General features: G+C 41.7%; 21 protein-coding genes and 2 pseudogenes. 14 read left to right on the top strand and 9 right to left on the bottom strand.

What is annotated here, in order from left to right; genetic code table 11:
* Positions 1 to 33 precede the first annotated feature (33 nt).
* From ACU01J_RS01295 to metG, 5 genes are all read right to left on the bottom strand, one after another.
* A complete protein-coding gene (locus tag ACU01J_RS01295) occupies positions 34 to 513 on the bottom strand; it encodes a YehS family protein (protein WP_481084082.1) in 480 nt (159 codons plus the stop codon).
* A 158-nt stretch (positions 514 to 671) separates the two neighbouring features.
* Positions 672 to 1,484 carry a hypothetical protein gene (locus tag ACU01J_RS01290; RefSeq protein ID WP_481084081.1) on the bottom strand — a complete coding sequence of 271 codons (813 nt, stop codon included), beginning with the start codon at positions 1,482 to 1,484 and terminating at the stop codon, positions 672 to 674.
* A 678-nt stretch (positions 1,485 to 2,162) separates the two neighbouring features.
* Positions 2,163 to 3,461: an MFS transporter gene (locus ACU01J_RS01285; protein ID WP_481084080.1), complete on the bottom strand. Its 1,299-nt coding sequence runs from the start codon at positions 3,459 to 3,461 to the stop codon at positions 2,163 to 2,165.
* Between the two features lie 26 nt (positions 3,462 to 3,487).
* Positions 3,488 to 4,231, bottom strand: coding sequence for a glycerophosphodiester phosphodiesterase family protein (locus ACU01J_RS01280; protein ID WP_481084079.1), 744 nt, complete (start codon positions 4,229 to 4,231; stop codon positions 3,488 to 3,490).
* 241 nt (positions 4,232 to 4,472) lie between these two features.
* Positions 4,473 to 6,533, bottom strand: a complete 2,061-nt coding sequence (metG, locus tag ACU01J_RS01275; RefSeq protein WP_481084078.1) for a methionine--tRNA ligase — start codon at positions 6,531 to 6,533, stop codon at positions 4,473 to 4,475.
* A 156-nt stretch (positions 6,534 to 6,689) separates the two neighbouring features.
* Here metG and apbC point away from each other — a divergent pair, with 156 nt between their 5' ends.
* From apbC to ACU01J_RS01260, 3 genes are all read left to right on the top strand, one after another.
* Positions 6,690 to 7,763, top strand: coding sequence for an iron-sulfur cluster carrier protein ApbC (gene apbC, locus ACU01J_RS01270; protein WP_481084077.1), 1,074 nt, complete (start codon positions 6,690 to 6,692; stop codon positions 7,761 to 7,763).
* 247 nt (positions 7,764 to 8,010) lie between these two features.
* Positions 8,011 to 8,652: a uridine kinase gene (udk, locus tag ACU01J_RS01265; RefSeq protein WP_481084076.1), complete on the top strand. Its 642-nt coding sequence runs from the start codon at positions 8,011 to 8,013 to the stop codon at positions 8,650 to 8,652.
* A gap of 150 nt (positions 8,653 to 8,802) precedes the next feature.
* A complete protein-coding gene (locus tag ACU01J_RS01260) occupies positions 8,803 to 10,959 on the top strand; it encodes an AsmA family protein (RefSeq protein WP_481084075.1) in 2,157 nt (718 codons plus the stop codon).
* Between the two features lie 49 nt (positions 10,960 to 11,008).
* Here ACU01J_RS01260 and ACU01J_RS01255 read toward each other — a convergent pair whose 3' ends face one another.
* Positions 11,009 to 11,674 (bottom strand): substrate-binding periplasmic protein, encoded by a 666-nt coding sequence (locus ACU01J_RS01255; RefSeq protein WP_481084074.1) that lies wholly within the window; start codon positions 11,672 to 11,674, stop codon positions 11,009 to 11,011.
* 234 nt (positions 11,675 to 11,908) lie between these two features.
* Positions 11,909 to 12,514, bottom strand: a complete 606-nt coding sequence (gene cobO, locus ACU01J_RS01250) for a cob(I)yrinic acid a,c-diamide adenosyltransferase (protein WP_481084073.1) — start codon at positions 12,512 to 12,514, stop codon at positions 11,909 to 11,911.
* A 657-nt stretch (positions 12,515 to 13,171) separates the two neighbouring features.
* On the opposite strand from cobO, the gene ACU01J_RS01245 reads away from it, so the two are divergent.
* The 10 genes from ACU01J_RS01245 (at position 13,172) to ACU01J_RS01200 (ending at position 20,669) form a co-directional block, all read left to right on the top strand.
* The gene (locus ACU01J_RS01245; RefSeq protein ID WP_481084072.1) at positions 13,172 to 13,588 is read left to right on the top strand and encodes a hypothetical protein; all 417 of its coding nucleotides are present in this window, start codon (positions 13,172 to 13,174) and stop codon (positions 13,586 to 13,588) included.
* Positions 13,589 to 14,359 (top strand): F0F1 ATP synthase subunit A, encoded by a 771-nt coding sequence (gene atpB, locus ACU01J_RS01240; RefSeq protein ID WP_481084071.1) that lies wholly within the window; start codon positions 13,589 to 13,591, stop codon positions 14,357 to 14,359.
* A 50-nt stretch (positions 14,360 to 14,409) separates the two neighbouring features.
* A complete protein-coding gene (atpE, locus tag ACU01J_RS01235; protein WP_005593897.1) occupies positions 14,410 to 14,646 on the top strand; it encodes a F0F1 ATP synthase subunit C in 237 nt (78 codons plus the stop codon).
* Between the two features lie 55 nt (positions 14,647 to 14,701).
* On the top strand, positions 14,702 to 15,172 hold the full coding sequence (locus tag ACU01J_RS01230; protein WP_481084070.1) for a F0F1 ATP synthase subunit B: 471 nt from the start codon (positions 14,702 to 14,704) through the stop codon (positions 15,170 to 15,172).
* A gap of 17 nt (positions 15,173 to 15,189) precedes the next feature.
* Positions 15,190 to 15,738, top strand: coding sequence for a F0F1 ATP synthase subunit delta (locus ACU01J_RS01225; RefSeq protein WP_481084069.1), 549 nt, complete (start codon positions 15,190 to 15,192; stop codon positions 15,736 to 15,738).
* A 12-nt stretch (positions 15,739 to 15,750) separates the two neighbouring features.
* A complete protein-coding gene (atpA, locus tag ACU01J_RS01220) occupies positions 15,751 to 17,292 on the top strand; it encodes a F0F1 ATP synthase subunit alpha (protein WP_481084068.1) in 1,542 nt (513 codons plus the stop codon).
* 37 nt (positions 17,293 to 17,329) lie between these two features.
* Positions 17,330 to 18,196 (top strand): F0F1 ATP synthase subunit gamma, encoded by an 867-nt coding sequence (gene atpG / locus ACU01J_RS01215; protein WP_481084067.1) that lies wholly within the window; start codon positions 17,330 to 17,332, stop codon positions 18,194 to 18,196.
* Between the two features lie 20 nt (positions 18,197 to 18,216).
* The gene (gene atpD, locus ACU01J_RS01210) at positions 18,217 to 19,602 is read left to right on the top strand and encodes a F0F1 ATP synthase subunit beta (RefSeq protein ID WP_481084066.1); all 1,386 of its coding nucleotides are present in this window, start codon (positions 18,217 to 18,219) and stop codon (positions 19,600 to 19,602) included.
* A 16-nt stretch (positions 19,603 to 19,618) separates the two neighbouring features.
* Complete coding sequence (locus tag ACU01J_RS01205; protein ID WP_481084065.1) at positions 19,619 to 20,065, top strand: F0F1 ATP synthase subunit epsilon; 447 nt, start codon at positions 19,619 to 19,621, stop codon at positions 20,063 to 20,065.
* 154 nt (positions 20,066 to 20,219) lie between these two features.
* Positions 20,220 to 20,669: a low molecular weight protein-tyrosine-phosphatase gene (locus tag ACU01J_RS01200; protein WP_481084064.1), complete on the top strand. Its 450-nt coding sequence runs from the start codon at positions 20,220 to 20,222 to the stop codon at positions 20,667 to 20,669.
* 322 nt (positions 20,670 to 20,991) lie between these two features.
* Here the strand turns inward: ACU01J_RS01200 and ACU01J_RS01195 are convergent, their stop codons facing one another.
* Entirely contained in the window at positions 20,992 to 22,878 is a 1,887-nt protein-coding gene (locus ACU01J_RS01195) for a methyl-accepting chemotaxis protein (RefSeq protein ID WP_481084063.1), read from the bottom strand.
* 241 nt (positions 22,879 to 23,119) lie between these two features.
* A pseudogene (locus ACU01J_RS01190) lies at positions 23,120 to 23,289 on the bottom strand (IS5/IS1182 family transposase); the annotation flags it as partial.
* 66 nt (positions 23,290 to 23,355) lie between these two features.
* Here ACU01J_RS01190 and ACU01J_RS01185 point away from each other — a divergent pair.
* Positions 23,356 to 24,204 (top strand): annotated as a pseudogene (locus tag ACU01J_RS01185) (IS5 family transposase).
* Positions 24,205 to 24,247: the final 43 nt, after the last annotated feature.

The following is a 24,247-nucleotide window of genomic DNA, read 5'->3' as shown; positions in this document are numbered from 1 at the left end:
GAGGTTTTTTGTATCTAGGAAGAAGAGTGGGGCTTAAGCGACAAACTCTTCTGAATCAGGACGATTAGTGAACTGGACGCCGTTTAAGAAATCACACAGCAATTGGTCTTCACATGCTTTGTAGTTCTTGTTGTTTGGCTTACGGAAATAAGCGCCGATTTCATATTTGCTCAGGCTAATACCAACTAGTTCTAGTACATCTAACACATCTTCGGCTTTCATATTCAGAGCAATGCGTAGCTTCATGAAAATCATATTGTTGGTTAGTGATTGCTCTGGCTTAGGTTGTTCACCTTCTTTCTTGCCACGCTTTAGATTGATGAAACCATTTAGGAACTGAGCCAGTTCTTTATCTTTCATCTTAGTCATAGCTTTGTCTGAATCCGCTTTTAGCCAGTTATTCACTTGGTTTGCTTCAACAGTCGTGTCGGCCTGTTCAAATGCTTTGATGATTTGAGTATTTTTCAGATTCAGTGAATGCTGGATACGGCGCAAGATTTCGTTATTGGTCACAGGAGGTGCTCTTTAGTCAGGAACTGAGGTTCAGTAATTAGGGGCGACTTTATCAGAGATGCGTGTGAGGGGATAGAAATAAAAGAGGTGGTGATAGCGAATAAGCGGGACCGAAAAAGCGGCAGGAATAAAGTAGACCTACCGCTTACTAGGTTTAGTTATGCATAGTTAACTTTTGGTAAAGGTAAGTATAGGCTTTCTGCCATATCCGACAACATCTGATCATAAACTTGAGCAATGGTGACGGAAATATCACTCGTCACGTTATAGAGCTCTTGGTTAGTGATAGGCAGTTGCTCGGCAGAGGATACCTCCGTGAGCTGAAGTATGGCTTGAGTACTGATTGGCGAAGCAACCGATAAAGGGCTAATCAAAGAAAGCTGGTTTAATTTACGTCTGGTTTTATCCGCGTAATATTTCAGTCTGATAAAACCCTCTGGTGAGTCGCAGTCAGGAATACACAGGCGAAGCTGAGTCAGTACTTCCATGCTATCGAGCACTTGTTGCCAGTTGAGGTGATACTCATCGTGTAAGTCTTCACGTTCTGACTCAATGAGCCATGCGAGTGCAATCTCATCCATCAAGAACATGGCGTGACGAATGGTTTTGCCATGAATGATTTGGTTGCGAGCAATATTTCGATCTTGCCAATCATTGTGCATGGCTTTGAGTTTCAGCTGGTAGACGCGAAACATGGGCTTGTTATCAAACGGAACGATGGCGACCAACTGATTAGAGCAGTCTAATAGTTGTTTATAGATTTGATCGAGCTTTGGTTGAGCTGACTCCTTGGTATCTGCTTGCAGAGATTGGTGGCTTATCTGTCGATGCTCTCGACTAAGTAGCAGCAATTGACGAAGTAGCACAAGCGTGTCGAATTTTCGCTGCAGCGTAACTTGTCGGCGTTTCGAATAGTGGAAGAGCGTGGCTAAAATAGCGCACGAGATGAGAATTGAAATGACTACAAACATAACCAACTCCTTTGGGTTTGCGATTTATCGTGTTGATAAATAAGGAGTAGGCAGATTTGATGCCAAATCTATATAATATAAAAATCAATAACTTAGATTAAGTGTGTTTGTTGGTTTGTTCACCCATGGTGCAGATTGTTTCCAATATGGTGAAACAAAAAAAGTTCATCGCGGTTTTCCGGGGAAAGCCGCTTTTATCTTTAGGAAGAAGTATTCTGTATCTCGAGATAACCTTTTAAGCGATTTGTGATCTGTGAATATGGAGCGACCCAAGATATGTCCTTTGTTTTGACTCCACAAGAAGTGCAGTTTATCCGTCGAGCTTGTACCACTAGCTCAACAGGAGTATCGAACATCATTGCTTCTTTTAGAACTCGCCAATGATAGTCATGGATAGAGTTAGATGAGCGACCGCATTGACACACAGCGGTGGATTCAGGCTTTAAAGTGATTGTTATTAAAGAATCAGTTTTATGGGACTTTATAATCTGGAAGCCTTCCCAGAAGGAAGATAGGAAAGTATTATTCGACATGAAAACGGTAGTTTTTGGAAGGTTGCGTTTGGCTATGTAACCATACCATTAACTACCGTTTTTGTTTCAGCTCCCGCTAATCCGCGAAGAACCTTTTTTGTCCTATGCGAACTTTAGTTTGATGAGCAACTTATCTTTTAGATGTTCAGGCTTTTGATTCAATCAGTGTATCTTCGTCTTCTTCCCTAGCCAGCTTCTTCTTAAGAGATATTAGTGTGAGAGAACAAACCATACCGACCACCGACACCGTTAAACCAATGCCGAAAATCATTTCATATGCTTGGACCGCAGAGTAATTATCAAGGATCCAACCATTTATTGTATATGCCCAGAAAACCGAAGCATAGGCAGCAAATGACCCTACACTCATTGCCGAGCCGCTGTAATCTTTTGGTACACCCGCTTCCGCTACAGGCGCTAAGATGATCCCTTTCGCTAAGAATATACTGAATGAAAAGCACATCAACAGCACCATATTCATCATCAACATACCCTCTGTCTTAGGTAGTGCGATTGTGGCACCTAGACATACTGCGGTTAAGCCTAATGCAAAGAACATCATCTTGATTGAAGACTTGAATACAAAGTCCGCAATTGAGCCAGCAACAAGGCCGGCAATGACTCCCATTGCACCAGTGTTGATGATGCCAAAAATAGCGGCCTGGGTTGTCGTTAATCCGAATACTGCTTGAAGGTAAGGTACTGTATAAATCAAAGTGATATAAATCCAGTACACAGTTAAAGAAGTGATTGCAGCTAGCCAAATGGTCGGCATTTTCAGTACATGTATCAGTCCTTTTAGGGCTTCTTTGTTTTTGCTTTCACCTTGCTTGATTTGCATGTGGTTGTCAGGTACGTACTTCCAAACACAGAAAATCATAGGGAGAATCAACAAGGTATAGAAGACAATTGCCCCCTGAAATACCAGAATTGATCCGCCAACTAACGCCATAATACCGATAATCACAGCGTTCATGCTCATTTCAGCAGCTCGTCGAACGGATTCTAGTAAGCCAAAGGCCATACCTTTGTTTTTGTCTCCAGACATTAAGGTAACGCCATTGACGACCGCAGGCCAGAAAGCAGCATCTACAAGGCCCCAAATCCCGGCAATTATGACTAGTACACTGAATCCAGGGGCGAAGACAATGATTGTCATCATACTTAGGAAACGTATCATTAAACTGGTCATTAAAATTGAACGAACAGAAAAGCGGTTATTGATCCAGCCTGCAGGAATATAGAAGAACATTGCAGAGCCGATTAAGGTAAACAATATCCCCATTTGTGTATTGTCTATTTGCAGCACTTCTAGAAGTAAGTTGTAGAACGTGCCTTTAAATGCTTCAAATGCAGAGTAGATTATTTGACCAGACATTACGACTGAGAAGAATCCGAACAGCTGGTTGCGGCTAGTAAAGCCAATTTTTTCGAAGAGCTTCATTTACAAATCCTTATTTATTATTTTACTTATTGATGAGATTTATATTTAGATGGGAATCGATGAGCAATATCAGTACAAATACCATCCACCCCCCAATTAAATAGTTCATTTGCGCGGGCTAAGTCATTAACCGTCCATACATTTACTTTGATGCCAGAGGCTTTAAAACGCTGGATCATTTCGTGGGTAAGACCTTTTTCTTCTGGATGAATGTAATCAGCCTGACACCACTCGATAATAGAGTTCCAGTCATCCCAGAGGTTATGGCTCTCGAATAGACAGGCGACTTTAGTTTGAGGGCTTTTACGTTTAAATTCAGACAGAACCAAGTGATTGAAACTCGAAACGATCAATTCTCTTTCTGGTTTCAGCTCATGCAAAGCACAGATTAAATTCTCAATTAGAAGGTGACTAAGTTCAGCACTAGCAGAACAAGATTTTATTTCGATATTTAGATTGAGTTCATTTTCGTTCGCCAATGAAATCAATTGTTGAATAGTAGGCAAACGCTCACCGATATATTCATCACTAAACCAGCTTCCGGCATCAATAGAGGCAAGATCAGCACTGCTAATATCATAAAGTCGACCTGATTTATCAGTACAACGATCAAGAGTATCATCATGAGATACAATCACAGTGCCATCTTGTAGAATATCAACGTCACATTCAAACCATTGAACTCCATGTTTTTTACATAAAGCAAAGGCAGAAAGGGTGTTTTCGGGAGCGAGGGAAGACATTCCTCTATGAGCAATTAGAGTTTTCATTATTATTTAGTTATGTATGTAGAAATGAGGTTTAAATAGTAACTCTAATGTGAGTTGAATTCAGTGACTAATCACTCACAAACGAACGCTTTTAATGTTCGAGTTCGAACATTTTGCACATTTTCTAATAACTTTATTAATAATAAAAGGAGGGCAAGATCAAAAAGGTTTATTACGGATTTGCGCTGACCAAAAAAAACCCTGCAAGATAGTGCAGGGCTTTCAATCTAAGCAATCAAGCTTACATTACACGCATACCTGGCTGAGCACCTTCGTGTGGCTCAAGGATCCATAGGTCACTGCCACCAGGGCCAGCGGCTAGGATCATGCCTTCAGACATACCGAACTTCATCTTACGAGGTTTTAGGTTAGCAACCATTACAGTAAGCTTGCCTTCTAGCTCTTCAGGCTTGTAAGCAGACTTAATACCAGAGAATACCTGACGAGTTTCACCACCGATATCCAGTTGGAACTTAAGCAGTTTGTTTGCTTTTGGCACTTCTTCACAAGAGATAATACGTGCGATACGCATATCAACCGCTGCGAAAGCATCAAACTCAATCTCATCTGCGATTGGATCTTTGTCTAGCTCCGTTTGGCTTGATTTGTTCTTTTCCGCTTCTGCTTTCTCTTTTGCTGCAACTTCTGCTGCCGCATCTTCTTTAGACGCTTCAATCATCGCTTCAACCTTCTTAGGATCGATGCGGTTGAACAGTGCTTTGAACTTAGTGATTTCGTGACCAGTCAGCGGTGCAGCGATACCTTCCCAAGTCAGTTCTTCGTTTAGGAAGGCTTCAGTACGTGCAGCAAGTTCTGGCATTACCGGTTTTAGGTAAGTCATCAGAACGCGGAATAGGTTGATACCAACAGAACAGATGTCTTGTAGCTCTTGGTCTTTACCTTCTTCTTTCGCAACAACCCACGGTGCTTTCTCATCAACGTATTGGTTTGCTTTGTCAGCTAGTGCGGTGATCTCACGGATTGCACGACCAAACTCACGAGTTTCGTAAAGCTCTGCGATGCGATCAGCCGCTGCTGTGAACTCGTTGTAAAGCTCAGTTTCTGCGAACTCTGCAGATAGTTTGCCTTCAAAGCGCTTAGTGATGAAGCCAGCGTTACGAGATGCTAGGTTAACGATCTTGTTTACTACGTCAGCGTTAACGCGCTGAGTGAAGTCTTCAAGGTTAAGGTCTAGGTCATCAATACGGCTGTTTAGTTTAGCTGCGTAGTAGTAACGTAGACATTCTGGATCTAGGTGATTTAGGTACGTCGCTGCTTTGATGAATGTGCCTTTAGACTTAGACATCTTCGCGCCGTTAACGGTTACGTAGCCGTGTACGAATACGTTGTTTGGCTTACGGAAACCAGAACCTTCTAGCATTGCAGGCCAGAATAGAGAGTGGAAGTAAACAATGTCTTTACCGATGAAGTGGTAAAGCTCAGTTGTACTGTCTTTTTTCCAATACTCATCGAAGTCTAGATCTTCAGTCTTGTTACATAGGTTCTTAAATGAAGCCATGTAGCCAACCGGTGCGTCTAGCCATACGTAGAAGAACTTGTCTTTTTCACCAGGGATCTCGAAGCCGAAGTAAGGCGCGTCGCGTGAGATATCCCACTGTTGAAGACCAGATTCAAACCACTCTTGCATCTTGTTTGCAGTTTCAGACTGAAGTGAGCCAGAGCGAGTCCACTCTTGTAGCATGCTTTCAAACTGAGGTAGGTCGAAAAAGAAGTGCTCAGAATCTTTCATTACTGGAGTTGCGCCAGATACTGCTGATTTAGGATCGATCAGTTCAGTTGGGCTGTACGTCTCACCACAGTTATCACAGTTGTCACCGTATTGGTCTTCTGACTTACACTTAGGACAGGTACCTTTTACGAAACGATCCGGTAGGAACATCTCTTTCTCAGGGTCAAATAGCTGAGAAATAGTACGGCTAGAAATGAAACCGTTTTTCTTAAGCTCTAGGTAGATGTGTGAAGCCAGCTCACGGTTCTCTTCAGAGTGTGTGCTGTGGTAGTTGTCAAAGCTAATATCGAAGCCAGCGAAGTCTTTTTGGTGCTCTTCACTTACTGCAGCGATCATCTCTTCTGGCGTAATTCCCATCTGCTGTGCTTTTAGCATGATTGGTGTGCCGTGAGCATCGTCAGCACAGATGAAGTTTACAGTGTTGCCACGTAGGCGTTGGTAGCGAACCCAGATGTCAGCTTGAATGTGCTCAAGCATATGACCTAGGTGAATCGAACCGTTAGCGTACGGAAGGGCACAAGTTACCAGTAATTTGCGTGGATCGTTTGCCATACTTAATATTCGCTTCTTTGGTGTATAGAAAAATAGAGCGTAATACTACCTCATCACACCAGTGACTCCAAGGTCGGAACGACTGGATTACCTTAGTTTTTTCAGGGTTCAGTATCGGCTGATGGAGTGTTACGATTAGATGCATAAGGAGGACCTATGCGTCAGTTCACTTCAAAGCAAGATTTCTGTGATTGGTTAAACCAATTTGAGCACCCATCTCTTATCGAAGAATGGGCCTCTTCAGTCAATATTGTTTCAGTGAAGCCGGAAGGTTTCACTATTGATATTCCTTTTGCAGCCAATTACTTAAAATCCGAACTTTCTGATTGGATCGCTTCTCAGCAAAGAAATGGAGATATTCAGTCTTTTGATTACACGATCACAGTCTCGCCAAAGCCTTTAGAGACGCATGTGGCTCATGAAATTAAAGGCGTTAAGAACGTCATTGCCGTGACCTCGGCTAAAGGTGGTGTAGGTAAGTCGACCACCTCGGTGAACTTAGCGCTTGCGTTGGCAAAGTCTGGTTCAAAAGTGGGCCTGTTAGATGCTGACATCTATGGCCCATCGGTTCCGCTCATGATTGGCCAAATGGACGCAAGACCCGCAGTTCGTGATAACAAATGGATGCAGCCGATCAGTGCGCACGGTATTCATACACATTCGATTGGTTACTTGGTATCAAAAGATGATGCCGCTATTTGGCGTGGTCCAATGGCCGCCAAAGCGTTGTCTCAGTTACTGAATGAAACGGAGTGGCCTGAACTGGATTACTTGGTGATTGATATGCCGCCAGGGACGGGCGATATTCAATTAACTCTTTCTCAGCAAGTGCCGGTAACTGGTGCTGTGATTGTGACAACGCCGCAAGACTTAGCTTTGGCTGATGCACGTAAAGGTGCGGCGATGTTTGGCAAAGTGGATGTGCCGGTTATTGGTGTGGTTGAAAATATGAGCTATCACATTTGTAGTCATTGTGGAGAGAAAGAACACATCTTTGGCGCTGGTGGCGCGGAGCAAATGGCGAGTGAATACGGATTAGATCTTCTTGCGCAAATTCCACTTCATATTCAAATGCGTGAAGATATCGACAACGGCAAGCCGACAGTTGCAGCTCGCCCTGAGTCTGAACATGCTCAGCAATATATGACACTGGCAGAAGCGGTAAGCTCTCGTTTATATTGGCGAGGTAAAAGTAAGCCTGAAAACATTATGTTTACCATGGTCGAATAGCGGATATTTTGTCCACTAATAAAGAGCGCTAATGAGCGCTCTTTTTGTTTTTATTCTGTGTAATCGATTGCGTGAGTGGCTTTTATTCTATTTACTTATTTCTTCACAATCCTTGCTAGCAACAAAGGTCTTAACTCCCTATAATCAGGCGGTTTATCCAAAATTATGCTCATACTTAGGGCTTGTCCATACTAGCACTGCTAGTATTAGCATAAGACACCAATCTAAATCATCGGGTGCAAGAATAATGTCTGATAATAATCAATGCGTCATCGTCGGTATTGCTGGCGCGTCTGCTTCTGGAAAAAGTTTAATCGCGAGCACTATCTATAACGAATTACGTGAGAAAGTGGGCGATCATCAAATTGGTGTGATTACGGAAGATTGCTACTACAACGATCAAAGCCACCTAAGCATGGAAGAGCGTGTTAAAACTAACTATGACCACCCGAGCGCTCTTGATCACGACTTACTGTGTGAGCATCTAGAAAAACTAGTGAAAGGTGAAGCAGTAGAAGTCCCTGAGTACAGCTATACAGAGCATACTCGTACAGACAATACAACGGCGATGACACCGAAGAAGGTAATTATCCTTGAAGGTATCCTACTTCTGACTGACCCACGTCTACGCGATTTAATGCACGCGACGGTATTTATGGATACACCACTAGATATCTGTCTATTACGCCGCGTTAAGCGTGATGTAGAAGAACGTGGTCGTACTATGGATTCAGTTCTTAAGCAGTACCAAGAGACGGTTCGTCCAATGTTTATGCAGTTTATCGAGCCATCGAAACAATACGCAGACATTATCGTACCGCGTGGTGGTAAAAACCGTATCGCTATCGATGTACTAAAAGCGCACATTGCAAAACTTCTGAAAGCTTAATCATTTGATAAGCAATCAGGCTTTATTTTTTATGAGATAAGTGGCACTTTAGGTGCCACTTTCTTTTTATGGTCTCAAATATTCTTTTTGAAGACTTATACTTGGAATCATTACCTGTTTGGTAAGACTCGTATAGCAAGGATAATGCTGATGAAGAAACTGTTCCTGTTTATTGCAATTCCTTTGGTTGCAATCCTTGGCGCTATAATTGCGCTCGTTTTACTGGTGAATCCTAACCAGTTTAAGCCACTGATTGTCGAGCAAGCGAAAACCCATACCGGGTTAGATCTTGTTATTGAAGGTGATATTAGCTGGCAATTTTTCCCCTCGATTGGTTTTGAACTAGGTCAAACTGAATTACGTAACCCGCAAGGCTTTGAACAGCTGAATATGTTCAAAGTGGACACGGTTGGTATTGATATTTCTGTGATGCCACTGCTCAGCCAACAACTAGAAATCGGCAATATCACCTTAGATGGTGCGGCTTTCTCGCTAGAAACATTGAAAAATGGCTCTAAGAACATTGATGCGCTAACTAAAGCTCAATCGACGCAAGTTAATACCCCAGATGATTCTTCCCCTGCACAAACTGCTAGCTCAGAATCGGCGCCAGCTGCTGAATCATCAAGCAACAATGCTGCAGAGCAATGGACGATTAATTTAGCGGGCGTTACTGTCTCAAATGCTTCTGTTGAAATCCAAGATAAGCAGGCTGGTACATTCACCAAGCTCTATGATGTCTCACTGAATCTTTCTGAGTTTGCAGTGGACACATGGGCCAAAGTGGACTTCGCAGCGAAAGGTGAAGCGAACAAGCAAAAATTTTCAGCGAGCGGTGATGCTGAATTTAAGCTAACGAAAGGTTTCCAACAATATGCCTTACGCAATATCAACTTAGATGCCAGCTTCAGCGATCCTGCTACTCAGATCGATAGTGCAAAAATTGGCTTAGAAACGTTTGAGTTTGATAAAGCCAACGCATTGACATACTCAGTTGTGGGTCAAGCTGCGGGTATAGATATCGATATGAAAGGTGCTGCGTCATTGAATGTCGATAAAGCGATCAGCAAAGTTGTGATGAACAAACTGATCTTGGATGCGACATTCAAAGGTGACTCGCTGCCACAATCCCCAATGAAAGTGGATATGGCGTCGGATCTTTCATTTGATTTAACCAAGAGCTACCTAAGTTTTGTGCTTGAGAAGTTGACTGCGAATGCACTAGCGTTTGATGGTAAAGCTGATGTGACACTGGCGGATATTCCAAAGGTTCGCTTTTCACTGCATAGCCCAAACATCGATTTGGATGAGTTCCTTGGTTTAGGTCAGGCTAAAGAAAGTAAGGCAAGTGAAACTAACCCGGAATCAGCGCCTGCTAATAGTGAGTCTAAAACGGCCAAGACGTCACCGAAAAAGCCAGCTCAAGAAGTTGAACCAGACCTATCTGCACTGAAAACGTTAGATGTGATGGGCGATATCACTATCGATAAGTTCAAATCGAATAACGCAAAGATGCAAAATGTTAAGGCAAGCTTCTCAGTAAATCGTGGTATTGCAGAGTTGAAATCATTCACCTCTAACCTATACCAAGGTTCTGTCAGTGCCACAGCCCGACTTGATGCACGTAAGTCTCCTGCTTCTTACACGGTGAAAAAACGCATTAAGGGCGTTAAGGTATTACCGCTACTTAAAGATGTTGCGAATAACGATATTCTAGAAGGTACTGGCAATATTAACGTTGATGTCAAAGGCAGCAGCCTAACACCAACAGGTATTCAGAAGAACTTGGTCGGTACGATTGCGATAAACTTCGAAGACGGTGCGGTTCATGGTATTAACGTGGCGCAATTGATTCGTGAAAACTATGCCAAGATTAAGGGGCAAAAAGTAGAGTCGAAAAGTGAAGTTCAGAAAACGGACTTTAGCGCGATGAAAGCAAACTTGACGCTGAATAAAGGCAATGTATCGACCAACGACCTGACGATGCAGTCTCCATTGCTTAGAATTCGTGGTAACGGCAGTGCAAACTACATCAATCAAACGGTCGACTTTACCGTGAGCACTTCGATTGTCGGTACCCTAGAAGGGCAAGGCGGTAAAGATATCGATGAGCTGAAAGATGTCACAATCCCTATCAATGTATCAGGTAAATGGGCAGAGCCTAAGTTCAAGCTAGTGTTTGATGACGTGCTTAAGCAAAAAGCTCAGAAAGAAATCGACCGCGGCGTTGAGAAACTGACAGACAAGATTAAAGATGAAGAGACCAAGAAAGCGGTTGATGGGCTGTTAAAAGGACTGTTCAACTAACTTGGTGTCATGTATCAAAAGCCAGCGTACCCACGCTGGTTTTTTTGTCTCAATCGGTAGCCACTGTGTATCGATTTCGAATCTCTTTATAAGCCTGTGAAGCTTGAAACTCTTCGAGTGCTTGCTGCCATTCATTGAGCACTTTTGGATCTGTTCCTTTAGAAAAGGCGATATAGAGATCAATATCGAACAGACTGATATCGGATCGGATCACGCTATTTGAATCAATCCCTTGAGCCTCTAAAAGGCTTGGCATTGCAAACTCCCCCGCGACCATTGCTGTGACTCTATCGTAAATAAGTAGACGCGTATTTTCTTTTGGTTGACTTGTGACCCAAAGGTTGTCGAACCCCAGATCTATCAATACTTGGTGTTCTGGGTAATTGGCTGTGACCGCGATACTTTTCCATTGCTTTGCGCTGTTGATGGTTTCGTTGGAGGAATCAAACTTATCGTTGTGGAAAAGGTAGACGCCATCAGAAAGGATAGGGCCAACCCATTCGAATTTGTCATTGCGGGCAGGGGTTCGAGCAACACAAAATAGCGCTCGGTTAGGTAATAGTTCGAGCTTTTTAATCGCGCGAGACCAAGGGAGAACTTGGATTTCAGAGGAGATATCGAGTTTATTGGTCAGTGCTTGAACGATTTCTACACCTATACCTGTCAACTTACCTGATGAGTCATAGTAACCAAATGGCGCGAAATCTTCGGTCATAAGAGTAATTTTCGCGTTTGCCCACAGGGACCAAAAACAACTAAGGATGATAAGTGTTTTTATAACCATCGACATAATACAAAAGTACCAGTTTGAGTGCGCATGTGTTGATCATAGTCGAAGAGTATTTGGATGTCAGAATTAATCCAATGGAGGACCGGTTATTTACCGATGTTTAAGGTACAAAAAAGACCGCATTTCATCACGGCCTTTATTCGTTAGGTGAGGTTCTTTCTACCAGTCAACACCTTGCAGCGCTTTCACTCCAGATTCAAAAGCATGTTTCACATTTTTCACTTCAGAGACAGTGTCGGCCATTTCAATTAATGTGCGATGAGCGCCGCGGCCGGTAACAATCACTGACTGCATCTTAGGGCGGTTATTTAGCGCTTCTACGACTTCATCAAGATCAATATAGCCATAGCTCACCATATAGGTCAGTTCATCAAACAGAATGACGTCAATGGACTCATCAGTGAGTAGGCGCTTACATTCTTGCCAAACCATTTGCGCCGCTTCGGTGTCCGCTGCTTTGTTTTGAGTTTCCCAAGTGAATCCTGTTGCCATAACGTGGAACTCAACCCCAAGCTTTTCGAGTAGGTTCCGTTCTCCGTTGGCCCAGGTTCCTTTAATGAACTGTGCGACCGCTGCTTTCTTATCATGGCCTACCGCGCGCGCAACAGTACCAAACCCAGAGGTAGATTTACCTTTACCGTTGCCAGTGATGATCAGTAATAAGCCTTTTTCCTCTTGAGCCATAGCGACTCTAGCATCGACTTGCTCTTTGACTTTTTGCTGTCTTGCTTTGTGACGCGCTTGCTTATCGTCTTCTACAGACATGGGAATTCCTTTTTACACGTTAGATTTCTCTATGATAAAGCAATGGTTAGCTAAGAAAAACCATTGATAATTCGGGGGTTCAAGTCACTGTCTTGCGTTTAGCAGAAGTTCAATAAAATCACACTAGTTACCAATATGACACTGTGCCTATAGTTAGCTCAATATGAATCTATGTACTCAATCTATCAATGCCCTAGTTTTTTATCAAATTGCTTATTAGTATCTAACTGTCTTGCTATTGGTTGCATATGTTTTTACTAGGAAAATATGATTATTTAATATATGGAATTAATAATTTAAATAATGGAATGAATAAAATTGTGTTCGAAATATAGCCATATTCATATGAATTCCCTCTATAAATATATTTTAACTGAATGAATTATTTTTCCCAATTATGGGTTTTGAGTTCTAACTCATTGAAAGTATTGATTAAATGTCAATATTTACTTGACTATATGTTGAGTGTGTATGGTAAATAGTGAAAATATTTAATAGTCATTAATGGAATGAAAGTGTTCGTTTTTTGCAATTCACATTCATTGATTGGAGGAGTAGTTTGTTTCTGAAATGTTTTGTAACGTATATATATAACGAGTAAGTTATTTTATACAGATATCAAAATGTTATAAATAGTGGCTCGTAGAGGGTGTAAAAATGAATGAAGACAGTGCTAGTGATGACATTTTGTTAGCAATGAAGAAAATAATGTGGTGCCAACTTTTTTTTGGGTTAGTAGCAGTTATTTTTGAAGTTTTCTCTTCATATAATAGGGCGATTAATATTGAGTCTGCTTTGATTGGTGTCGTACTGGCAATTTTGCCTGGAATGTTTGGTATGTTTCTAGCGAGCCGTAAAGCTAAACTTAAGCCAGACACTAATCTAAGAGATTTAATGCAATTGAGTGGCACGATTAAAATTGTTTATACAGTATTAGCGTTCGCGCTTGCTTTTCATTTTTTTAAAATGAGAAACGTAGTAATGATAACAAGTTATTCAATTACATTTTTAGGGTATTTCTTTGCTCCTATATTTTATAACAACCTTCCCAATTTATGTAGTAAGGAGGGATAAGTGGATAATGTACAGTCCGCTCATGAGTATATTGAGCACCACCTAACATTCCTGACCAAAGGTACAGGTTTTTGGGCGGTGAACATTGACTCAATGTTCATGGTTTGGATTTTGGGACTGCTATTTATTGGCGTGTTTAGATTTGTAGTTTCTAAGGGAACCAGTGGTGTACCTGGCCGTTTACAATGTTTTGTCGAGTTAGTGTTTGAGTTTGTAAACAACTTAGTTAGTGAGATCTTTCAAGCAAAAGACAGACTCATTGGCCCTATGGCTCTGACAATTTTTGTTTGGGTCTTGTTAATGAACGCAATAGACTTAATTCCGGTTGATTTTGTTCCTGCCTTTACTCGCATGTTGGGTATAGAGCACTTCCGTGATTTACCTTCTGCGGATGTCAATGTAGCGATGTCTATGGCATTGGGTGTATTTTTCTTAGTGATCATTTACACACTCAAAGCAAAAGGTCTAGTTGGGTTTATCAAAGAGTTGACCACTCAACCTTTCCAACATCCGTTACTTTACCCAGTTAACTTTGTACTGGAGTTAGTGACATTAATATCAAAACCTATTTCTTTAGGTTTACGACTATTTGGCAATATGTACGCAGGCGAAATGATATTTATCCTGATTGCATTAATGCCATGGTGGATGCAATGGGCACTTAGTGTTCCATGGGCGTTATTCCACATACTGATTGTTTGTTTGCAAGCATTTATATTTATGGTTCTTTCTGTTGTTTATTTAGCAATGGCAGTTGAAGAGCATCATTAATTTTAAATTTAAGTTAATTTTTTAGTTATATAAAAATATCGGAGTTATTTATGGATATGGTAAGTGCAGTTCTTTATGTTGCTGGTGCACTATTAATTGGTTTAGGTGCTGCTGGTGCTGCATCAGGTATTGGTAACTTAGCTGGTAAATACTTAGAAGGTGTCGCGCGTCAACCTGACTTAACTCCAATGCTACGTACCCAATTCTTTATCATGATGGGTCTTGTCGATGCTGTACCAATGATCGGCGTAGGTATCGGTCTATATATCATCTTCGCTGTTGCCTAACTATCTCCTCGATATTTAACAACTAAGTAGTATCCGTTAATAAAGTGAGGACGAGATGAACATAAATGCGACGATGCTTGGCCAAGCAATATCCTTTGTGATTTTTGTGTGGCTTTGTATGAAGTATGTTTGGCCACCTCTTGTTGCTCTGTTAGATGAGCGTCAAAAAGAAATTGCTCAGGGCTTGCGTAATACAGAGGAAGCGACAAAAGAGCTTGCTTTAGCTCGAGCTAATTGTGAGCAGCTTATCGAACAGGCAAAGAAAGACGTTAACCAAATGCTTGAGCAAGGCGAAAAACGTCGAGCGAAGCTAATTGAACAGTCTGTCAAAGAAGCCGAAGTTGAGAAAGCTCGTATCATTGCTCAAGGTCAGCTTGAGATTGAAAGCGAACGAAATCGTGCTCGCCAAGAGCTAAAAGCTGAAATGGCTGATCTTGTGGTACAAAGTGCTCAAAAACTGATTAATAAGAATTTGGATACGGATTCAAACCGTCGACTTATTGATCAGATGATCAAAGATATTTAACGCCTTAGGGGAGCAAAATGTCGGATATTCAAACCATTGCTTACCCATATGCCAAAGCGGCTTTTGATTTTGCGAAAGACAATGGGTCGCTTGAAGAATGGAAAGTGGCGTTGGTATTGGTTGCTGATGTTATCGAGCAGCCAACGTTAGCCAGCCAAGTTAAAGCTCTCGATCAAGCTGGTAAAGATGAAGCAGAAAACTTTATTCATTTATTGTTCTCTGTTTGTGAAGGCTTTATCGATGAGCACATGCAGAACTTGATCAAAGTAATGGCTGAAAACCAACGTCTTATTGTAATGCGTAATGTTGCCGAGATTTTCATTGAGCTTAAAGACGAATATGACTTGAGGCTTGATGCAACCGTGTATTCTTCTGAACCTTTGCAGTCAGATCAACTCGACATGTTGACTGAATACCTTGAGAAGAAGCTAGCACGAAAAATCACATTATCGAACGAGATCGACAGCGATCTTATCGGTGGCATTGTAGTAAAAGCCGGTGAGCTGGTTATTGATGGTTCTCTTCAGACTGCCATCAAACGTCTCGCGAGCAGCTTGAACGTGTAGTAGGAATTTAAAATGCAACTAAATTCAACAGAAATTAGTGACTTAATTAAGCAACGAATTGAAACCTTCAATGTAAGTAGTCAAGCTCGTAATGAAGGCACTATCGTGTCTATCAGTGATGGTATCATTACCATCAATGGATTAGCTGATGTCATGCAAGGTGAAATGATCGAGCTGCCTGGAAATCGCTATGCGCTCGCACTTAACCTAGAACGCCACTCAGTGGGTGCCGTTGTTATGGGACCTTACGCTGACCTTTGTGAAGGTATGACTGTTACTGGGACAGGTCGAATTCTCGAAGTGCCAGTCGGCCCAGAACTACTAGGTCGTGTGGTAAACACACTTGGTCAACCAATTGATGGATTGGGTGAAATCAACGCGAAACAATCTAACGCAGTTGAAATTATCGCTCCTGGTGTTATCGACCGTAAGTCTGTCGATACACCAATACAAACAGGTTACAAAGCCGTTGACTCGATGGTACCAATTGGTTGTGGTCAGCGTGAGCTTATCATTGGTGACCGCCAAACAGGTAAAACTGCACTTGCTATCGATACGATCATCAACCAAAAAGATTCTGGCGTTAAGTCAATCTATGTTGCGATCGGTCAGAAAGCATCAACCATTGCTAACGTTGTGCGTAAACTTGCTGAACATGATGCATTGCGCAATACCATCGTGGTAGTGGCATCAGCATCTGAATCAGCTGCACTACAGTACCTTGCTCCATATGCGGGCTGTACTATGGGTGAATACTTCCGTGACCGTGGTGAAGATGCGCTGATTGTTTATGATGATCTCTCTAAACAAGCTGTAGCGTATCGTCAGATTTCGTTGCTATTAAAACGTCCACCAGGCCGTGAAGCATTCCCTGGTGATGTATTCTACCTTCACTCACGTCTTCTTGAGCGTGCTGCACGTGTAAATGAAGCGTATGTTGAGCGCTTTACTAATGGTGAAGTGAAAGGCAAAACGGGTTCGTTGACTGCATTACCTATCATTGAAACTCAAGCTGGTGATGTATCTGCATTCGTACCAACCAACGTAATCTCGATTACTGATGGCCAAATCTTCTTGCAAACAGAGTTGTTTAACTCTGGCCTACGCCCAGCCGTGGATCCGGGTATTTCGGTATCTCGTGTTGGTGGCGCGGCGCAGACCAAGATCATTAAAAAGCTATCAGGTGGTATTCGTACCGCGCTTGCTCAATATCGTGAGCTTGCTGCGTTCGCCCAATTCTCTTCAGATCTTGATGATGCTACGCGCCGTCAAATCGACCATGGTGAGCGTGTAACTGAATTGATGAAGCAAAAGCAGTACGCACCGATGAGTGTTGCAGAGCAGGCTATTGTTATTTTCGCAGCAGAGCGTGGCTATTTACATGGTGTTGAACTATCTAAAGTTCCAGCATTTGAAGAAAGCTTGATCGCTTACGCTAAAACTAACTTTTCTGACTTATTAGCAGAAGTTAACCAAAGCGGCGATTTTAACGACCAGATTGAAGCTCAACTTACCAAGCTTCTTGATGAGTATGTTGCTCTTAAGTCGTGGTAATTGCCTCATTCTCTAATAGTTAAGAACGGAGCTTACCATGGCCAGTACAAAAGAGATTCGCACTAAAATTGCAAGTATTAATAGTACTCAGAAGATCACTAGTGCGATGGAAATGGTTGCCGCGAGCAAGATGCGTAAGGTGCAGGAAAATATGCAAAAAAACCGCCCTTACGCAGAAAGTATGCGCCGTGTAATCAGCCATATTTCTTCGGGTACACTTGAATACAGTCATCCGTATCTCGAAGAACGTGAAGTTAAACGGGTTGCCTACATTATTATCTCATCAGATCGAGGTCTATGTGGTGGCCTGAATAATAACTTATTTAAGTCAGTGCTATCTGAAATGACAGCTTGGCGAAAGGATGGGGTTGAAGTCGACGCAACATTGATTGGGGCGAAAGCAATCAACTTCTTTCACCGTGTGACGAATGTTGTTGCTCAGGCATCAGGGTTAGGCGATGAGCCTAAAGTAGAAGACATACTGGGTACAGTCCAAGCGATGCTTGAGCACTATAGTCAAGGTCATATTGATCGCTTATTCATCGCGTTTAATGAGTTTGAAAATACCATTGTTCAATCGCCTTCGATAAAGCAGCTGTTACCTTTCCCTATCGATGAAAGTATTAAAGAGGCTAAGAAAAAGTCTCGTTGGGATTACATATACGAACAAGAACCACGCGTCATATTAGATGAGTTGATTCAACGTTATATAGAGTCTCAAGTATATCAAGGTACCGTTGAAAATATCGCTTGTGAGCAAGCGTCTCGAATGGTAGCGATGAAAGCAGCAACAGACAATGCCGGCCAGCTTATTGATGATCTTCAGTTGGTTTACAACAAAGCAAGACAAGCAGCTATCACACAAGAACTCAGTGAAATAGTGTCTGGTGCACAAGCGGTATAGTAAGAATTCTGAGGTATAGAATGAGTATTGGTAAAATTGTAAAAATCATCGGCGCGGTGGTCGATGTAGAATTTGAACATGGCAATGGGCCGCGTGTATATGATGCGCTACGCTTAGTTGATCAAGAGTTTTCTTCATTAGTACTGGAAGTTCAACAGCAACTTGGTGGTGGCATTGTACGTTGTATTGTAATGGGCTCATCTGACGGTCTGCGTCGTGGACTTAGTGTAGAATCTACGGGTGAACCAATTACAGTGCCAGTTGGTGAAGAAACACTTGGCCGTATTATGAATGTGCTAGGTGAGCCGATTGACGAATGTGGTCCGATCGGAGAAAAAACCAGTTATGGTATTCACCGTCCAGCCCCTAGTTATGAAGAGCAAGCAAGTGGTTCAGATCTACTTGAAACTGGTGTCAAAGTTATCGATTTGATTTGTCCTTTTGCTAAGGGTGGTAAGATCGGTCTATTTGGTGGTGCTGGTGTTGGTAAAACAGTAAACATGATGGAGCTTATCAACAACATTGCAAAAGCTCACTCAGGCTTATCTGTTTTCACTGGTGTTGGTGAACGTACTCGTGAAGGTAACGATTTCTACTACGAAATGAAAGAAGCCGGCGTTCTGGATAAAGTAGCGATGGTTTACGGTCAGATGAATGAGCCACCGGGCAACCGTCTACGTGTTGCTTTAACGGGGCTTACGATGGCAGAGCGTTTTCGTGATGAAGGCCGTGATGTATTACTGTTCATCGATAACATCTATCGCTATACCCTAGCGGGAACGGAAGTATCGGCACTACTTGGCCGTATGCCTTCTGCGGTAGGTTATCAGCCAACTCTTGCAGAAGAGATGGGTGTACTTCAAGAGCGTATTACTTCAACTAAAACAGGTTCCATTACCTCTATCCAAGCTGTGTACGTTCCAGCCGATGATTTAACGGACCCATCACCAGCAACAACATTTGCTCACTTAGATGCAACGGTTGTATTGTCACGTAACATCGCTGCTCTAGGTCTATATCCTGCAATTGATCCTTTGGACTCGACTTCTCGTCAGCTTGATCCAATGATTGTTGGTCAAGAGCATTACGACGTAGCACAAAATGTTCAGATGACATTGCAGCGTTATAAAGAGCTGAAAGATATCATTGCAATTCTTGGTATGGACGAACTATCGGAAGAAGATAAGCAGTTAGTATCTCGTGCTCGTAAAGTGGAACGTTTCCTAACTCAACCGTACCATGTAGCGGAAGTGTTTACAGGGCAAAAAGGTGTATTTGTCCCACTAAAAGAGACGATTAAAGGCTTTAAAGGCTTACTTGCTGGGCAATATGATGATATTCCTGAACAAGCGTTCTTATATTGTGGCTCAATTGACGAAGTACTAGAAAAAGCGAAATCGCTATAAGGCTTTAGGAGGTCATATGGCTATAGCCGTAAATGAGAATACCTTTCAACTGCAAATCGTCAGCGCTGAGGGAACGTTGTTTTCTGGCCCAGCTCATGCTCTAGCAATATCTGGAGCGAGCGGCGAGCTAGGTATTCGACCAAATCATTCGCCTTTGATCAGTAAAATAAAACCCGGCATTGCTAGTTATGTCTCTGACATTAAAGAAGAGCCGAGTATTTTATATATTTCTGGTGGCATGGTCGAAGTTCAGCCCGATGTGGTGACCGTATTAGCCGATACGGTATTGCATGGTGAAGATATTGATCAAGCGCGTGCTGAATCTGCACGACAAATGGCACTTGAAAATATCAATAAGCATCAAGAGGGTGGCCTGAGCTTCGAGCAAGCTCAGCTTGAACTCAATAAAGCATTAGCTCAATTGCGAGCCGTCGAATTGGTAGGTCGTTTGAAGCACCATTGATCGATTGGTAAGGGAACATAACTTGTTATGTTCCCTTTTTTTTTATTCGTGTCTAATGATCTCGCTTACCCCTCAAAAGAGACAATTTTCTCGCTTTTAGTTCTAATATTTTTCGTTATGATGGATGAGTCGTAAACATTATTTAGGGATGAAAATGAACAAGATACTGGTCGTTTGTATGGGGAATATTTGCCGTTCTCCAACAGGGGAAGCCATTTTACGGGCCAAGTCGGAGCAACTGAAGATTCCAGTGATAGTCGACTCAGCAGGAACGATTGGTTATCACCAAGGGAATCCACCAGATTTGCGTGCAAAAGCCGCTGGTGAGACGCGCGGTTACTCGTTTAAAGGGATTCGTTCGAGAAAGGTGGTAGCTAATGATTTTGACGAATTTGACCTAATTTTAGCGGCAGATAAAGATAACTTGTCTGATCTAGAAGCGCAGTGTCCACAACACCTCAAGTACAAGTTAAAACTGTTTTTGGAGTTCGGTGATTCAGGTTACGACGAAATACCCGATCCGTACTACGGTGGCGACAAAGGGTTTGAGCTGGTGTTGGATCTGATTGAAGTGGCATCAGAGCGAGTGCTGCGCTCGCTTTGATACTAGAAAGGTCTTTAGGCTACCATTACTCGGCCGCTAAAATAGTCATAAAAGCACTTGGTAGTAATACCCAACATCTAATGCTACTTTCCTGATTGCAAGTACCCTGCTTGCACTAATAATCTATAACTCACGTACAATGTGTTGTCTATTTAAAAAAGTCTTAATTTAGATAACACAGCCAATTTTTCAATAAGTTAAGTTTTCCGAGTCATCGTTTGACCCCATTTAATGCAGTATTGGTCATCTAATGTACTTGGTAGGAATTAACAATTGTGATCACTAAAAAATTAAAACAGAGATAAGATTTATATACAGTGGGTTAATACTTAAAATTTGAGACAATATTTTTTAGTTTGTCACTGACTCCTGCAATTTCATCACTGTATTTCACTGAAGTAGTGACAACTTCAAAAGTGTCACTAGCCAAATGTGATATTTGAGTAATATTACGATCGATTTCTCTCGACACTTTTGCTTGTTCTTCGGACGCAGTCGCGATTTGACTGTTAATATCAGACATCTCATTGACGCGGTCGTTGATTTTTTCAATCGCTTTGACCACTCGTTGTGTATGGTAATTAGATTCTCTCGCTTGCTCAGCATTCACATACATTTTGTTCGCAACCTGAACAATGTTTTGTGACAGCTCTTTAACGGTTGACTCAATCTGTTTGGTCGACTCGTTGGTTTGATAAGAGAGTTGGCGCACCTCATCGGCAACGACTGAGAATCCGCGTCCGCTATCACCTGCCCGAGCAGCTTCGATCGCTGCATTCAACGCGAGCAGATTGGTCTGTTCAGAAATACTCTGTATGGAATATATCACTTGATTAATATTTTTGCTTTGCTCTTGCAGATCCACAATAGTTGCTTGTGATTGCTCAATATTTACCGCTAATGACTCAATATTACTACCAGTAATGTAAGTCATATCCAGTGCACTTTTAGTTTCTTTCGTCACCAGTTGAGCATTATTGGCTGCAAACTCAATGTTGGAGGAAATTTCTTCATTACTAACAACCAGTTCATTGGCAGAGGTTGCCACCAATTCAGATTCCAATTTTTGTTGTTCAACATTATCAATACTTTTCAGTGCTGACTGCTCAGATTTATCCGAATTATCACTGAGTATAGTAATCACCGAAGCTAGCTCCTTAATATGTTCATGTAAAGAACTAATAAATAGATCAAACGAGTTTGCTAAAGCTGTTAGCTCATCATTACCTTGAGCATTCATTCTAATCGTTAGGTCACCATTTCCTGTGGCGATTTGCTGCATACGAAGATTAATGACATTGATGCGTTTTAAAATAGTACTGCCAATCCAATAAAGTAGCCCCGAGACTGATAATATCAATATGATACCAAAGATATTTAGCTCCCTATTAAGAGCAACCTTATCCTTTTCGATAATTTCATTAATATCATTTTGTAAACTCGTGATCGAACGCTCTACATTATGAACATTTGCTCTTAGCTCCTTTCTCATGCCATGATTAGAAGTTAGACCAAGTGACTGTATGAGCTCTATATGATTATTAGCTATTTGACTATATTGGTCGAAAGCAGTCTGTACATCATCGGTTAATGTTTGTTGAGTAAAACTATCGAGGCTCTGTTGGAATCGTTTTATGGTGTTCTGGTTTGGGTTGGCCAGATAGCTTAAGTCAGCCTCGCCTAATTCTAATCCAGATAACTCAAGCAACATATCATTTTGCTTAGCAATAACTTGCTTCAATTGTTCTCTTTGTACAGTGAGTTGAACATGCATGCTACTAGCCTCAGTTTCACCATATAACTGTATTATAGCATTAGCTAACTTGTGAAATTGCTTTTGGTATTGTTCGAGCTTTACTAGGATCTGCTTGCTATCATTTGCAAGGTTTATTTTATGTGATTTAGCCACTTGTTGAAGATTATCAATACGAGTATTTAATTTTTCAAAGGTCTGGTCAAAGCGAGTTATATACTGTTCATCTCTGCGTTCAATAAAATCTTTTTCGTTACGTCTGAGAGTGAGTAAATCAATGACACTATATATATTCTCTCTTTCTGCAAACTCAAGGTATTCGATTTTATCTTGATTGTATTCATTGTAGAAGTAATATACCCCAGCTCCAATAAAAACAATAAAGTTAATAAGAATTAACGTACTTTTTATGCTAAGTGGATGAATAATGTTTCTCCTATTTAAAAAAACAATCATAAAATACTCTATACTTTCACTAGGTAGTAACCCAGATCTTAAATAATTATTCGAGTAATATTAAAGAAAGTGCACGTAAGGTTGCAAGGGGGGAGGGTGTAGGATTATTCTCTAAATTAACCACTTATGTTAATTGCTTATATAAATCTTATATCCGTTTAACTTAAAGAGGTTTTGTTGCGTAATTCTTAATTAAACTAAACAGCTTTAACTTGAGTGGTTCTTAACTAATATACTGAGTTTAGGGCATATCAAGACCTGTAAGTTTGTTCAGAGCTTTAATCATGGCGTAAACCTGAGCATTGTAGTTTTCAGGCTTAACCGCTCGCCTAACATCTGCCTCACTTGATGCATTGCTGTTTCTGATAGTGAACATTTATGAAAGCTGTACCGTTTTTTCCACTTATTGTTGGGGCGGCTTTGTTGCTTAAATCGATGTAACTAAATCAAGAAGCTACGATCTGATCGGCGACACCCATCAATCATCGTAGCCTCACGCCTAAACCTCGTTACGAAACAACTAACTGGAAGCAGTACAATAACACCTTAAACAACTGAGGTTCACTGACGTTCTGGATTGACGAGGAGGCCATAACTGAGTGGAAAAATCCAAAATTGGAAAGGTATGGCAGACCAAGACTGTTTAGTTATTTCGCTTCATGGTAAAGCGTATCTTTTCTTTCCCTTTAAGGGCGCTACAAGGCTTTATCGACTCTGTTTTTAGATTGGCGAACGTCCCATTAGTTTGCTCTCACTATACTTGTATAAGTCGCCGAGCTAAGGACGTAGAGGTTAATTTCAAAACCTCTACACCAGGTGCTATCCAACACTAGGTCATCGATGAAACTGGTCTCAACGTATACGGTGAGGGAGAATGGAAAGTGAAAAGCATGGAACCGATGGCAAGCGTCGAGTTTGGCGTAAGCTCCATCTTGCGGTTGATACAGATACATATGAAATTATCACCGCTAAGCTGACACTATCAGGTGTGACAGATGCGGAAGTACTCCCCAATTTACTCAAGAAAACACGCCGACTAGGGTTAAGAAAGCGATACCTCTAATCCCTCCGCTTGAGGGTGCAGCTTTCTGGGAAAAAGGGCATCCACACAATCTGGCAGTTGGCTGCCAAAAGCGCTATGGCTCGAACAAAAAGTGGAAACAGAAGTATGGATACCATAAGCGTTCGTTGTCGGAGACCGCTATGTATCGCGTAAAACAACTACTAGGTGCTTCACTCAAGCTTCAAAATTACAACGCACAAGTTGGTGATACCTACACCATGATCAAAGTACTCAACAAGCTAACTGGGATAGGTATGCCCTAAACTCAGTATATTGTTTAAAATACGAACGATTTAGCTAGCGCTC

The organism is Vibrio sp. 2433-A1 (assembly GCF_056726085.1).
This window is presented reverse-complemented; position numbering and strand designations above follow the sequence as displayed.